Origin of the sequence: Actinoallomurus sp. CA-150999 (assembly GCF_050942425.1) — a bacterium.
Lineage (GTDB): Bacteria > Actinomycetota > Actinomycetes > Streptosporangiales > Streptosporangiaceae > Actinoallomurus.
Map to the genome: position 1 here is coordinate 10,485,524 of NZ_CP192063.1, position 12,152 is coordinate 10,497,675.

Below are 12,152 nucleotides of genomic sequence, written 5' to 3' on the forward strand. Positions count from 1 at the left end.
TGTCCCTCCCCTCACCAGACGTAGGCGAGGACTTCCCCGCCCACGCCGTGCTTGCCGGCCTGCTTGTCGGTCATGAGGCCGGAGGACGTCGAGATGATCGCGACGCCGAGACCACCGAGGACCTTCGGCAGGTTGTCCTTCTTCGCGTAGACCCGCAGGCCCGGCTTGGACACCCGCTTGAGTCCGGCGATCGAGCGCTCCCGGCTCGGGCCGAACTTGAGGTCGACTACGAGCTTCTTGCCGACCTCGGCGTCCTCGACGCTCCATCCCGAGATGTAACCCTCCTGCTGGAGGATCTCGGCGATGTGCGCCTTGATCTTCGAGTACGGCATATTCACGGTGTCGTGGTACGCCGAATTCGCGTTCCGCAGACGCGTCAACATGTCTGCGATCGGGTCGGTCATCGTCATGGCCTACTGGCCCTCCTCGCCGCGGTTTCCGCACGTCGGGATGTTTCCGTCCCCCGGACCTACGACGCGGTCGTGGGCGCCTCTGTCCAGGCGCCCGGTCGGTCATTATCGAGAAGCTGGCTGTTACCAGCTGGACTTGGTGATGCCGGGCAGCTCGCCGCGGTGCGCCATCTCCCGGAAGCAGATCCGGCACAGGCCGAACTTGCGGAAGACGGCACGCGGACGCCCGCACCGCGAGCACCGAGTGTAGGCGCGCACGGCGTGCTTGGGCTTCCGGTTCGCCTTGGCGATCAGAGCCTTCTTCGCCATCTCAGTTCTCCTTGAACGGGAAGCCCAGGGCTCGCAGGAGCGCCCGACCCTCGTCGTCGGTCTTCGCGGTGGTCACGATCGTGATGTCCATGCCGCGCTGGCGGTCGACCTTGTCGGGGTCGATCTCATGGAACATCACCTGCTCGGTGAGCCCGAACGTGTAGTTGCCGTTGCCGTCGAAGTGCTTAGGCGACAGGCCGCGGAAGTCACGGATGCGGGGCAGCGCCAGCGAGAGCAGCCGGTCGAGGAACTCCCACATGCGGTCGCCGCGCAGCGTCACGTGCGCGCCGATCGGCATGCCCTCACGCAGCTTGAACTGCGCGATGGACTTCTTCGCGCGGGCGACCGCGGGCTTCTGGCCGGTGATGGTCGTCAGGTCGCGCACCGCGCCCTCGATGAGCTTCGAGTCGCGGGCGGCGTCACCGACACCCATGTTGACCTTGACCTTGGTCACGCCCGGGATCTGCATGACGTTGGCGTAGCCGAACTCTTCCTTCAGCGCCTTCGCGATCTCCTCGCGGTAGCGCAGCTTGAGCCTCGGCTGCGGGGTCTCTTGCGTAGTCGTGTCGGCGGTCATCAGATTTCCTTACCGGTACGGCGCGAGATACGAACCTTCGTGCCGTCGTCGTTGATGCGGTAGCCGACGCGAGTGCGCTTGCCGTTCTCCAGCAACATCACGTTGCTGACGTCGATCGGCCCCTCCTTGGTGACGACCCCGCCTTCCTTGGCGCCACGCGGGCCCTGGTTCGTCTCCTTGGTGTGGCGCTTGACCATGTTCACGCCCTCGACGACCACGCGATCGCCCTTCGGGTCGGCCAGGATGACCTTCCCGGTCGCGCCCTTGTCCTTGCCGGCGATGACGACGACCTCGTCGCCCTTCTTGATCTTCATCACAGCACCTCCGGCGCCAGCGAGATGATGCGCATGAACCGCTTCTCACGCAGCTCCCGGCCGACCGGGCCGAAGATGCGCGTGCCGCGCGGGTCGCCGCCGTCCTTGATCAGGACGGCCGCGTTCTCGTCGAAGCGGATGTAGGAGCCGTCGGGACGGCCCCGCTCCTTGCGGGTGCGCACGACGACGGCCTTAACGACATCACCCTTCTTGACGCCGGCACCGGGAAGGGCGTCCTTCACGGTGGCGACGATGATGTCACCGATGCCCGCATAGCGCCGACCCGAGCCGCCGAGAACGCGGATGCACAAGATCTCCTTGGCACCCGTGTTGTCGGCGACCTTGAGTCGCGACTCCTGCTGGATCACGTCTACTCCTGTATTTCCCGCCGGTTCTCGTTGTGAGCCTGGCGGATTCGATCCTCAGTCGCTTGGCGGCGACTGCCAGTTACTTGGCCTTCTCAAGGATCTCCACGACGCGCCACCGCTTGGTGGCGGACATCGGCCGGGTCTCCATGAGACGAACCCGGTCGCCGACGCCACAGGCGTTGCCCTCGTCGTGCGCCTTGTACTTGGTCGTACGGCGGATGATCTTGCCGTACAGCGGGTGCTTGACGCGGTCCTCGACGGCGACGACGACGGTCTTGTCCATCTTGTCGCTGACCACGAGACCCTCACGGATCTTGCGGTAGTTCCGCGCCTCGGTGTTCTGCTCACTCATCGGTGGACTCCTCCACGGGCTCTTCGGCGAACTCGACGATGCCGAGCTCACGCTCCCGCATCACGGTGTAGATGCGGGCGATCTCCCGCTTCACTTCCCGAAGCCGTCCGTGAGTCTCGAGCTGGCCCGTCGCCGCCTGGAAGCGGAGGTTGAACAGCTCCTCCTTCGCCTCCTTGAGCTTGGTGACGAGCTCAGCCTCGGGCTGGGTCCGCAGATCGTCAGCGGTAAGGCCCTTGGCCATCACGCCTCACCCACTTCACGCTTCACGAACTTGCACTTCATGGGGAGCTTGTGCATCGCGCGGCGGAGCGCCTCGCGAGCCAGCGGCTCCGGAACGCCGGCCAGCTCGAACATCACGCGTCCGGGCTTGACGTTGGCGATCCACCACTCCGGCGAACCCTTACCGGAACCCATCCGGGTCTCGGCCGGCTTCTTGGTCAGCGGACGGTCGGGGTAGATGTTGATCCACACCTTTCCGCCACGCTTGATGTGCCGGGTCATGGCGATACGAGCGGCCTCGATCTGCCGGTTGGTCACGTAGGCGCCCTCGACGGCCTGAATGCCGTACTCGCCGAAGGTGACCTTCGTGCCGCCCTTGGCCATCCCACGCCGCTTCGGGTGGTGCTGCTTGCGGTGCTTGACCCTGCGAGGGATCAGCATTGGTAATTCAGCTCCCCTCACCCGTGCTGGACGGCGTGGCCGCCTCGTTCGACTGCTGCTCGGCGGGCGCGGACGCGGTCTGCTGCTGCCGGCCGCCGCGGTCGCCACCACGGTCGCCACCGCGCTCGCCGCGACGGCCACCGCCGCCGCCACCGCCACCGCCGCCACGACGCTGCGGCCGCTCGCGGCGACCGCCACCGGCGGCCCGCTCCTTGGCCTGCTGCGCCTCGCGCTCGGCGCGGCTCGTCGGCGCCTCGCCCTTGTAGATCCAGACCTTCACGCCGATCCGGCCGAAGGTGGTCCGGGCCTCGTAGAAGCCGTAGTCGATGTCGGCGCGGAGCGTGTGCAGGGGCACCTGGCCCTCGCGGTAGAACTCCGAGCGCGACATCTCGGCGCCGCCGAGGCGGCCGCCGCACTGGACCTTGATGCCCTTCGCGCCGCTCTTCATGGCGCTCTGGATCGCCTTACGCATCGCACGGCGGAACGCGACCCGGCTGGACAGCTGCTCGGCAACGCCCTGGGCGACGAGCTGAGCGTCGACCTCCGGGTTCTTGACCTCGAGGATGTTCAGCTGGACCTGCTTGCCGGTCAGCTTCTCGAGGTCGCCGCGGATGCGGTCGGCCTCCGCGCCCCGCCGGCCGATGACGATGCCGGGACGGGCGGTGTGGATGTCGACGCGGACGCGGTCACGGGTGCGCTCGATCTCGACCTTGGAGATGCCGGCGCGGTCCATGCCGCGGGTCAGCATCCGGCGGATCGCCACGTCTTCCTTGACGTAGTCCTTGTATAGCTTGTCGGCGTACCACCGGCTCTTGAAGTCGGTGGTGATGCCCAACCGGAACCCGTGCGGGTTGATCTTCTGCCCCACTAGCGGGTCCTCCTCGTCTTCTTACGGCCGTTGGACTTCTCGCCCTCCGGCCGCGACTCCACCACGACGGTGATGTGGCTCGTCCGCTTGTTGATGCGGTAGGCGCGCCCCATCGACCGCGGGCGGTAACGCTTCAGCGTCGGTCCCTCGTCCACCCACGCCCGGCTCACAACGAGCGTGTCGACCTCGAGCTGGTTGTTGTGCTCGGCGTTGGCGATGGCGCTCGAGAGCACCTTGTACACCGGCTCACTCGCAGCCTGAGGGGCGAACCGCAGCACCGCCTGAGCCTCCGTGGCCGGCAGGCCACGGATGAGGTCCACCACGCGGCGGGCCTTTCTGGGCGTGACGCGGGCGTACCGCGCCTGGGCCCTGGCTTCCATCGCTGTTTCCTCGCTCTCGTACCTTCTGCGGTTTCGCTCAGCCTCGGCGGCTGCGGCGGTCTTCCTTGATGTGGCCCTTGAACGTCCGCGTCGGGGCGAACTCCCCGAGCTTGTGACCGATCATGGCCTCGGTGACGAACACGGGAACGTGCTTGCGGCCGTCGTGCACGGCGATCGTGTGCCCGAGCATGTCGGGAACGATCATGGAGCGCCGCGACCACGTCTTGATGACGTTCTTGGTGCCCTTCTCGTTCTGTACGTCCACCTTCTTCTGAAGGTGGCCGTCCACGAAAGGGCCCTTCTTAAGGCTACGTGGCATCGTGGGCTCCTACCGCTTCTTCTTGCTACGACGACGGACGATGAGCCGATCGGACGGCTTGTTCGCCTTACGGGTGCGGCCCTCGGGCTGGCCCCAGGGGCTCGACGGGTGACGACCACCGGAGGTCTTGCCCTCACCACCACCGTGCGGGTGGTCGATCGGGTTCATCGCGACACCGCGGACGGTCGGGCGCTTGCCCTTCCACCGCATACGGCCGGCCTTACCCCAGTTGATGTTCGACTGCTCCGAGTTGCCGACCTCACCGACGGTGGCGCGGCAGCGGACGTCGACCATGCGCATCTCACCGGAGGGCATACGCAGCGTGGCGTACTTGCCCTCCTTGGCCAGCAGCTGCGCGCCGGAGCCGGCCGACCGGGCCAGCTTGGCGCCGCCGCCCGGCCGCAGCTCGATGGCGTGCACGACCGTACCGGTGGGGATGTTGCGCAGCGGCAGGCAGTTGCCCGGCTTGATGTCGGCGCCCGGACCGTTCTCGATCGCGTCGCCCTGCTTCACGCCGGTCGGGCAGAGGATGTAGCGCTTCTCCCCGTCGGCGTAGTGCAGCAGCGCGATCCGCGCGGTGCGGTTCGGGTCGTACTCGATGTGCGCGACCTTCGCGGGGACGCCGTCCTTGTCGGCGCGCCGGAAGTCGATGACGCGGTAGGCCCGCTTGTGGCCACCGCCCTGGTGGCGGGCGGTGATGCGGCCGTGCGTGTTACGGCCGCCCTTCTTCGGGAGCGGACGCACCAGCGACTTCTCGGGCTCGGTCCGGGTGACCTCGACGAAGTCGGCCACACTCGAACCGCGACGGCCCGGGGTCGTCGGCTTGTACTTACGGATGCCCATCTTTTTCGTTCATCCTCTATTTCGTCTCTTCGGTGCCCCGGTCAGCTGACCGGGCCTCCGAAGATGTCGATCCGCTCACCGTCGGCCAGGCTCACGATGGCCCGCTTGGTGTCCTTGCGCTTGCCGTAACCGAACCGGGTGCGCTTGCGCTTGCCCTGCCGGTTGATGGTGTTCACGCCCGTCACCTTGACCCCGAAGACGGCCTCGACGGCCTGCCGGATCTGGGTCTTGTTGGCGTCGGTGCGGACCTCGAACGTGTACTTGTTCTCATCGAGCAGCCCGTAGCTCTTCTCGGAGATCACGGGCGCGATGAGGATGTCGCGCGGGTCGGCGATCTTCACTTCGCGCTCTCCTTCCCGCTCACACGGCTCACGAACGCCTGGTACGCGGCCTCGGTGAACACCACCTCGTCGTTGCAGAGCACGTCGTAGGTGTTGAGCTGGTCCTCGACGATCACGTGGATCTCGGGGACGTTGCGGAGGCTCTTCCAGGTGAGCTCGTCCTCGCGGTCGAGCACCAGGAGCACCTTCTGCGCCTCGGTGATCCCACGGAGCGCGCTCAGCGCCGTCTTGGTCTTGGGCGTGTCGCCCTCGATCAGGCTCGACACCACGTGCACCCGGCCGTAGCGGGCGCGGTCCGACAGCGCGCCGCGCAGCGCGGCCGCCTTCATCTTCTTCGGCGTCTTCTGCTCGTACGAGCGCGGCTGCGGGCCGTGGACGATGCCACCGCCGGCGAACTGCGGCGCACGGGTGGAGCCCTGACGAGCGCGACCGGTGCCCTTCTGCCGGTACGGCTTCTTGCCGCCACCGGAGACCTCACCGCGGGTCTTCGTCTTGTGCGTGCCCTGGCGAGCGGCGGCCAGCTGGGCCACGACCACCTGGTGGATCAGTGGCACGTTGACCTTGGCCTCGAAGAGCTCCGGGGCCAGCTCGATCTCCAGTTTGGTGGTCACTTACTTCGCCCCCTTCGCGGCGGTGCGAACCAGGACGAGGCCGCCGTTCGGACCGGGAACCGCGCCCTTGATCAGCAGCAGGTTCTTCTCGGTGTCGATGGCGTGCACGGTGAGGTTCTGGACGGTGATGCGGGCGTTGCCGTACCGACCGGCCATGCGCAGGCCCTTGAACACGCGACCCGGGGTGGCGCACCCGCCGATCGAACCCGGCGAACGGTGCTTGCGCTGGGTGCCGTGCGAGGCGCTGAGGCCCTTGAAGCCGTGGCGCTTCATGACACCCGCGGTGCCCTTGCCCTTGCTGCGGCCGGTGACGTCGATCCGCTGGCCCGCCTCGAACACCTCAACGGTGATCTCCTGGCCGAGCTCGTACTCGGTGGCGTCGTCGGTGCGCAGTTCGACGAGGTGACGGCGCGGCGTGACGCCGGCCTTCTCGAAGTGCCCGGTGGCGGGCTTGTTCACCTTGCGCGGGTCGATCTGGCCGAAGCCGAGCTGGACGGCGGAGTAGCCGTCGGTCTCTGGCGTGCGGACCCGGGTGACGACACACGGCCCGGCCTGGACGACGGTTACCGGCACGATCCGGCCCTCATCGTCGAAAACCTGGGTCATGCCGAGCTTCTCGCCCAGGACGCCCTTTCTCTGCTTACTCATCTCTCGAAGCGTCCTTAGAGCTTGATCTCGATGTCGACGCCGGCCGGAAGGTCGAGCCGCATGAGCGAGTCGACCGTCTTGGGCGTCGGATCGATGATGTCGATCAGGCGCTTGTGCGTGCGCATCTCAAAGTGCTCGCGGCTGTCCTTGTACTTGTGCGGCGAGCGGATGACGCAGTACACGTTCTTCTCGGTCGGCAGCGGCACCGGGCCGGCGACCTTCGCGCCCGTGCGCGTCACCGTTTCGACGATCTTGCGCGCCGAAGAGTCGATGATCTCGTGGTCGTAGGCCTTGAGCCGGATGCGGATCTTCTGTCCCGCCATGGTGGCCTCGGTGTCCTTTGCTTCCTAGTGCCGCTGGGTCTGCTATCTCGCGGTGCGGCGGCCGGACTCTGTGGCGAGCCCGGCCGCCGCCTCGCGGTGGTTACTACTTGAGAATCTTGGTCACACGGCCGGCACCGACGGTGCGGCCGCCCTCGCGGATCGCGAAGCGGAGGCCTTCCTCCATCGCGATGGGCTGGATGAGCTCGACGCGCATCTCGGTGTTGTCGCCCGGCATGACCATCTCGGTGCCCTCGGGCAGGTGCACGACGCCCGTCACGTCCGTGGTCCGGAAGTAGAACTGCGGGCGGTAGTTGTTGAAGAACGGCGTGTGCCGGCCGCCCTCGTCCTTGGACAGGATGTAGACCTGCGCCTCGAACTCGGTGTGCGGGGTGTTCGTGCCCGGCTTGATGACACACTGGCCGCGCTCGACGTCCTCGCGCTTGATGCCACGGAGCAGGAGGCCGACGTTGTCGCCCGCCTGGCCCTCGTCGAGCAGCTTGCGGAACATCTCGACGCCGGTGACCGTGGTGGTGGTCGCGGTGTCCTTGATGCCGATGATGTCGACGGTCTCGTTCACGTGGACGATGCCACGCTCGATGCGGCCGGTGACGACGGTGCCGCGGCCGGTGATCGAGAAGACGTCCTCGATCGGCATCAGGAACGGCTTGTCCGTCTCACGGACCGGCTGCGGGATGTTCTCGTCGCAGGCGTCCATGAGCTCGGCGATCTTCGCGCCCCACTCGGCGTCGCCCTCGAGGGCCTTGAGCGCCGAGACGCGGACGACCGGAACGTCGTCGCCCGGGAACTCGTACTCGGACAGCAGCTCACGGACCTCGAGCTCGACGAGCTCGAGGATCTCCTCGTCGTCGACCATGTCGGCCTTGTTGAGGGCCACGACGATGTACGGAACGCCGACCTGGCGGGCCAGGAGCACGTGCTCCTTGGTCTGCGGCATCGGGCCGTCGGTCGCCGCCACCACCAGGATCGCGCCGTCCATCTGCGCGGCACCGGTGATCATGTTCTTGATGTAGTCGGCGTGACCCGGGCAGTCGACGTGAGCGTAGTGACGCTTCTCCGTCTGGTACTCGACGTGGGCGATCGAGATCGTGATGCCCCGCTCGCGCTCCTCCGGCGCCTTGTCGATGTCCTCGAACGGCGTGAAGGGGTTGAGGTCGGGGTGCTTGTCATGGAGCACCTTGGTAATCGCCGCGGTAAGCGTGGTCTTACCGTGGTCGATGTGTCCAATGGTGCCGATGTTTACGTGCGGCTTCGTCCGCTCGAACTTGGCCTTGGCCACCGGTGTCTCCTTGTTCCGATCCTCGGCCGTCTGAACGACCGCATTCCTTCAGTGGTTGGTCTTGCGCCGCGGTGCGGTTATTCGCCCCGTACCTTGGCGATGATCTCCTGCGCGACGTTCCCCGGAACCTCGGCGTAGGAGTCGAACTGCATGGTGAACACCGCCCGGCCCTGGGTCTTGCTGCGCAGGTCACCCACGTAGCCGAACATCTCCGAGAGCGGGACGATCGCCTTGATGACGCGGACGCCGGAGCGCTCGCCCATCTCCTGGATCTGGCCTCGGCGGCTGTTCAGGTCGCCGATGACGTCGCCCATGTAGTCCTCGGGCGTGGTCACCTCGACGGCCATCATCGGCTCCAGCAGCGTGGCGTCGGCCTTGCGGGCCGCCTCCTTGAACGCCATGGATCCGGCGATCTTGAACGCCATTTCCGAGGAGTCGACCTCGTGGTAGGCGCCGTCCCGCAGCGTCACCTTGACGCCGACGAGCGGGTAGCCGGCGAGCACGCCGAACTCGGCCGCCTCCTGGCAGCCCGCGTCCACCGACGGGATGTACTCCCGCGGGATGCGGCCACCGGTGACCTTGTTCTCGAACTCGTAGCCGTCGCTACCGCCGCCGAGCGGCTCCAGGTCGATGATCACGCGACCGAACTGGCCGGAGCCACCCGTCTGCTTCTTGTGGGTGTACTCGACCTTCTCCACCTTGCGGCGGATGGTCTCGCGGTAGGCGACCTGCGGCCGGCCGACGTTGGCCTCGACCTTGAACTCGCGCTTCATGCGGTCGACCAGCACCTCGAGGTGCAGCTCGCCCATGCCGGAGATGATGGTCTGGCCGGTCTCCTCGTCGGTCCGCACCTGGAAGGACGGGTCCTCCTCGGCGAGCCGCTGGATCGCGGTGCCCAGCTTCTGCTGGTCGACCTTTGTCTTCGGCTCGATCGCGACGTTGATGACCGGGGCCGGGAAGGTCATCGACTCCAGGATGACCGGGTTCTTGTCGTCGCACAGCGTCTCGCCGGTGGTGGTCTGCTTCAGACCCATCACCGCGACGATGTCGCCGGCGCCCACGCGCTCGATCTCCTCACGCTTGTTCGCGTGCATGCGGTAGATCTTGCCGATGCGCTCCTTGCGGTCCTTCACGCTGTTCAGGACCGAGGAACCGGACTCCAACACACCCGAGTAGACACGGATGAAGGTCAGCTTGCCGAGGTGCGGGTCGCTCATGATCTTGAACGCCAGCGCCGAGAACGGCTCGTCCTCGCTCGGCTTGCGCTCGATCACCTTCTCCTCGTCGCGCATGTCGTGGCCCTTGATGGCCTCGACGTCGAGCGGCGAGGGGAGGTAGTTGACGATCGCGTCGAGCAGCGGCTGGACGCCCTTGTTCTTGAACGCGGTGCCGCAGGTGACCGGGGTGAGCTTGCCGGCGATCGTGGCCCGGCGGATGGCCGGGATCAGCTGCTCCGTCGTGGGCTCGTGGCCCTCGAGGTACAGCTCCATGATCTCGTCGTCGGCCTCGGCCAGGGTCTCGACCAGCTTGTCGTGCCACTCACGCGCGGCATCGACGTGCGTGTCGGGGATGTCGACGACGTCGTACATCTCGCCCTTGGCGGCCTCGGCGCTCCACACCAGGGCCTTCTTGCGGACCAGGTCCACGACGCCCTTGAAGTCGGCCTCGGCGCCGATCGGGATCTGCAGCACCAGCGGGGTGGCGTTCAGCCGGTCCACGATCATGTCGACGCAGCGGTGGAACTCCGCGCCGACGCGGTCCAGCTTGTTGACGAAGCAGATCCGCGGCACGTTGTAGCGGTCGGCCTGCCGCCAGACCGTCTCCGACTGCGGCTCGACGCCGGCGACGCCGTCGAACACCGCCACCGCACCGTCGAGAACGCGCAGCGAGCGCTCCACCTCGACGGTGAAGTCGACGTGACCGGGCGTGTCGATGATGTTGATGGTGTGATCGACGTCGTCAACCGTCCAGTGGCAGGTGGTCGCGGCGGACGTGATCGTGATGCCGCGCTCCTGCTCCTGTTCCATCCAGTCCATGGTGGCAGCGCCCTCATGAACCTCACCGATCTTGTAGTTGACGCCGGTGTAGTACAGGATCCGCTCGGTGGTGGTGGTCTTGCCCGCGTCGATATGGGCCATGATCCCGATGTTCCGGACCTTGGCCAGGTCTACGCCGGTCTTGGTAGCCACTTCTCGCGTCCTCGTGTTCTCGTACGACTAGGTGCTGGTGATTACCAGCGGTAGTGCGCGAAGGCCTTGTTGGACTCCGCCATCTTGTGGGTGTCCTCGCGCTTCTTGACACTCGCGCCGAGGCCATTGCTCGCGTCGAGCAGCTCGTTCATCAGCCGCTCGGTCATCGTCTTCTCGCGGCGCTGCCGGGCGTACAGCACCAGCCAGCGCAGCGCCAGCGTCGTGCTGCGGGCCGGGCGCACCTCGACCGGCACCTGGTACGTGGCGCCACCGACACGCCGGCTGCGGACCTCAAGGGTCGGCTTCACGTTGTCGAGCGCACGCTTCAGCGTCACGACCGGGTCGTTGCCGGTCTTCTCGCGGCAACCCTCGAGTGCGTCGTAAACGATGCTCTGCGCGATCGACCGCTTGCCGTCGAGCAGGACCTTGTTGACCAGCGAGGTGACCAGCGGCGAGTTGTACACCGGGTCAGCGATCAACTGGCGCTTGCCTGCGGGACCCTTGCGAGGCATGTCAGCTCTTCTCCTTCTTCGCGCCGTAGCGGCTGCGCGCCTGCTTCCGGTTCCGAACACCCTGGGTGTCGAGCGACCCCCGGATGATCTTGTAGCGGACACCGGGGAGGTCCTTCACACGGCCACCGCGCACGAGCACGATGGAGTGCTCCTGCAGGTTGTGTCCGACGCCGGGGATGTAGGCCGTGACCTCGATCCCGCTCGTCAGCCGGACACGGGCGACCTTGCGAAGCGCCGAGTTGGGCTTCTTAGGCGTCGTCGTGTAGACGCGCGTGCAGACGCCACGGCGCTGCGGGCTCCCCTTGAGCGCCGGGGTCTTGTTCTTGGTCACCTTGTCCTGGCGGCCCTTGCGGACCAGCTGCTGGATCGTGGGCACCGCGTCTCCGTCTTCCTCGTACCGAGCCGGTAAGTCTGGTTGGCTGCCGTGCTCTCGCACGACACCAGGTCTCGAACCACTTACGCGGCCAGGACCTGCAGTTTTGTCCTCGTCCCCCACCCCCGTGGTCGGGCGTGTCGCGCCGGCCACATCTTCGGCGGCCCACAAATGGGCCGACCAACTCGGGGGAGTCGAATCCGCACCGCACGCTGGTCAGGGATCACCATCGCGAGGATGGTCGCCACGACCGGCTGTGCACGCACGTTGAACCCGCGAACCCGCGGGCACGAAGGGAGAGACTACCTAACACCTGCGCGTGAGGTCAAAACAAGCCCCGCCACGCCGAAAATCGCCGGGGGACGTTCACGTGGAGAACGTCAGAATGCCGACGGATGTTCCCGTCGGCATTCTGACCTACGCGTCCGCTCGGAGGAAAGAGGCACCCCCGAACTCCC

The 12,152-nt window shown here is 66.7% G+C and carries 20 protein-coding genes; all 20 read right to left on the reverse strand.

All coding sequences use genetic code 11. The annotated features are described in order from the left end of the window. Window positions 1–11: 11 nt before the first annotated feature. Window positions 12–410, reverse strand: coding sequence for a 30S ribosomal protein S8 (gene rpsH / locus ACQP2O_RS48350; protein ID WP_360894424.1), 399 nt, complete (start codon window positions 408–410; stop codon window positions 12–14). Between the two features lie 123 nt (window positions 411–533). Beyond that, the gene (locus tag ACQP2O_RS48355) at window positions 534–719 is read right to left on the reverse strand and encodes a type Z 30S ribosomal protein S14 (RefSeq protein WP_252780511.1); all 186 of its coding nucleotides are present in this window, start codon (window positions 717–719) and stop codon (window positions 534–536) included. A gap of 1 nt (window position 720) precedes the next feature. Further along, a complete protein-coding gene (gene rplE, locus ACQP2O_RS48360; protein WP_360894420.1) occupies window positions 721–1,296 on the reverse strand; it encodes a 50S ribosomal protein L5 in 576 nt (191 codons plus the stop codon). Continuing rightward, a complete protein-coding gene (rplX, locus tag ACQP2O_RS48365) occupies window positions 1,296–1,610 on the reverse strand; it encodes a 50S ribosomal protein L24 (protein WP_433176402.1) in 315 nt (104 codons plus the stop codon). Before rplX ends, rplE begins: the two co-directional genes overlap by 1 nt. Beyond that, window positions 1,610–1,978 (reverse strand): 50S ribosomal protein L14, encoded by a 369-nt coding sequence (gene rplN, locus ACQP2O_RS48370; protein WP_252780494.1) that lies wholly within the window; start codon window positions 1,976–1,978, stop codon window positions 1,610–1,612. The genes rplX and rplN overlap by 1 nt, the downstream gene beginning before the upstream one ends. Window positions 1,979–2,057: 79 nt before the next feature. After that, a complete protein-coding gene (rpsQ, locus tag ACQP2O_RS48375) occupies window positions 2,058–2,330 on the reverse strand; it encodes a 30S ribosomal protein S17 (protein ID WP_433176404.1) in 273 nt (90 codons plus the stop codon). After that, a complete protein-coding gene (gene rpmC, locus ACQP2O_RS48380) occupies window positions 2,323–2,571 on the reverse strand; it encodes a 50S ribosomal protein L29 (protein WP_252780978.1) in 249 nt (82 codons plus the stop codon). The genes rpsQ and rpmC overlap by 8 nt, the downstream gene beginning before the upstream one ends. After that, entirely contained in the window at window positions 2,571–2,990 is a 420-nt protein-coding gene (gene rplP / locus ACQP2O_RS48385; RefSeq protein WP_252780460.1) for a 50S ribosomal protein L16, read from the reverse strand. Before rplP ends, rpmC begins: the two co-directional genes overlap by 1 nt. Before the next feature lie 7 nt (window positions 2,991–2,997). Continuing rightward, window positions 2,998–3,858, reverse strand: coding sequence for a 30S ribosomal protein S3 (rpsC, locus tag ACQP2O_RS48390; RefSeq protein WP_433176407.1), 861 nt, complete (start codon window positions 3,856–3,858; stop codon window positions 2,998–3,000). Next, window positions 3,858–4,238: a 50S ribosomal protein L22 gene (gene rplV, locus ACQP2O_RS48395; protein WP_433176409.1), complete on the reverse strand. Its 381-nt coding sequence runs from the start codon at window positions 4,236–4,238 to the stop codon at window positions 3,858–3,860. The genes rpsC and rplV overlap by 1 nt, the downstream gene beginning before the upstream one ends. A gap of 37 nt (window positions 4,239–4,275) precedes the next feature. Then, on the reverse strand, window positions 4,276–4,557 hold the full coding sequence (rpsS, locus tag ACQP2O_RS48400; RefSeq protein WP_433176411.1) for a 30S ribosomal protein S19: 282 nt from the start codon (window positions 4,555–4,557) through the stop codon (window positions 4,276–4,278). A gap of 9 nt (window positions 4,558–4,566) precedes the next feature. Beyond that, a complete protein-coding gene (gene rplB, locus ACQP2O_RS48405) occupies window positions 4,567–5,400 on the reverse strand; it encodes a 50S ribosomal protein L2 (protein ID WP_433176413.1) in 834 nt (277 codons plus the stop codon). Window positions 5,401–5,441: 41 nt separating this feature from the next. Beyond that, a complete protein-coding gene (gene rplW, locus ACQP2O_RS48410) occupies window positions 5,442–5,741 on the reverse strand; it encodes a 50S ribosomal protein L23 (protein WP_252780425.1) in 300 nt (99 codons plus the stop codon). Next, a complete protein-coding gene (rplD, locus tag ACQP2O_RS48415) occupies window positions 5,738–6,352 on the reverse strand; it encodes a 50S ribosomal protein L4 (protein WP_433176415.1) in 615 nt (204 codons plus the stop codon). The genes rplW and rplD overlap by 4 nt, the downstream gene beginning before the upstream one ends. Then, a complete protein-coding gene (rplC, locus tag ACQP2O_RS48420; RefSeq protein WP_433176417.1) occupies window positions 6,353–7,000 on the reverse strand; it encodes a 50S ribosomal protein L3 in 648 nt (215 codons plus the stop codon). Between the two features lie 14 nt (window positions 7,001–7,014). Next, on the reverse strand, window positions 7,015–7,323 hold the full coding sequence (gene rpsJ / locus ACQP2O_RS48425; RefSeq protein ID WP_360894393.1) for a 30S ribosomal protein S10: 309 nt from the start codon (window positions 7,321–7,323) through the stop codon (window positions 7,015–7,017). A gap of 103 nt (window positions 7,324–7,426) precedes the next feature. After that, window positions 7,427–8,620, reverse strand: coding sequence for an elongation factor Tu (gene tuf / locus ACQP2O_RS48430; RefSeq protein ID WP_433176419.1), 1,194 nt, complete (start codon window positions 8,618–8,620; stop codon window positions 7,427–7,429). 77 nt (window positions 8,621–8,697) lie between these two features. Then, window positions 8,698–10,809, reverse strand: coding sequence for an elongation factor G (gene fusA / locus ACQP2O_RS48435; RefSeq protein WP_433176421.1), 2,112 nt, complete (start codon window positions 10,807–10,809; stop codon window positions 8,698–8,700). Between the two features lie 41 nt (window positions 10,810–10,850). Then, complete coding sequence (gene rpsG / locus ACQP2O_RS48440) at window positions 10,851–11,321, reverse strand: 30S ribosomal protein S7 (protein WP_252780395.1); 471 nt, start codon at window positions 11,319–11,321, stop codon at window positions 10,851–10,853. 1 nt (window position 11,322) lies between these two features. After that, window positions 11,323–11,697 (reverse strand): 30S ribosomal protein S12, encoded by a 375-nt coding sequence (gene rpsL, locus ACQP2O_RS48445; protein ID WP_019632621.1) that lies wholly within the window; start codon window positions 11,695–11,697, stop codon window positions 11,323–11,325. Between the last annotated feature and the right edge of the window lie 455 nt (window positions 11,698–12,152).

Coding starts and splice junctions, on each gene's coding strand:
- rpmC (WP_252780978.1), bottom strand. CDS start 2,571: ATGGCCAAGGGCCTTACCGCTGACGATCTGCGGACCCAGCCCGAGGCT.
- rplV (WP_433176409.1), bottom strand. CDS start 4,238: ATGGAAGCCAGGGCCCAGGCGCGGTACGCCCGCGTCACGCCCAGAAAG.
- rplE (WP_360894420.1), bottom strand. CDS start 1,296: ATGACCGCCGACACGACTACGCAAGAGACCCCGCAGCCGAGGCTCAAG.
- rpsG (WP_252780395.1), bottom strand. CDS start 11,321: ATGCCTCGCAAGGGTCCCGCAGGCAAGCGCCAGTTGATCGCTGACCCG.
- rpsJ (WP_360894393.1), bottom strand. CDS start 7,323: ATGGCGGGACAGAAGATCCGCATCCGGCTCAAGGCCTACGACCACGAG.
- rplC (WP_433176417.1), bottom strand. CDS start 7,000: ATGAGTAAGCAGAGAAAGGGCGTCCTGGGCGAGAAGCTCGGCATGACC.
- ACQP2O_RS48355 (WP_252780511.1), bottom strand. CDS start 719: ATGGCGAAGAAGGCTCTGATCGCCAAGGCGAACCGGAAGCCCAAGCAC.
- rplP (WP_252780460.1), bottom strand. CDS start 2,990: ATGCTGATCCCTCGCAGGGTCAAGCACCGCAAGCAGCACCACCCGAAG.
- rpsH (WP_360894424.1), bottom strand. CDS start 410: ATGACGATGACCGACCCGATCGCAGACATGTTGACGCGTCTGCGGAAC.
- rplB (WP_433176413.1), bottom strand. CDS start 5,400: ATGGGCATCCGTAAGTACAAGCCGACGACCCCGGGCCGTCGCGGTTCG.
- rpsQ (WP_433176404.1), bottom strand. CDS start 2,330: ATGAGTGAGCAGAACACCGAGGCGCGGAACTACCGCAAGATCCGTGAG.
- rplX (WP_433176402.1), bottom strand. CDS start 1,610: ATGAAGATCAAGAAGGGCGACGAGGTCGTCGTCATCGCCGGCAAGGAC.
- rpsS (WP_433176411.1), bottom strand. CDS start 4,557: ATGCCACGTAGCCTTAAGAAGGGCCCTTTCGTGGACGGCCACCTTCAG.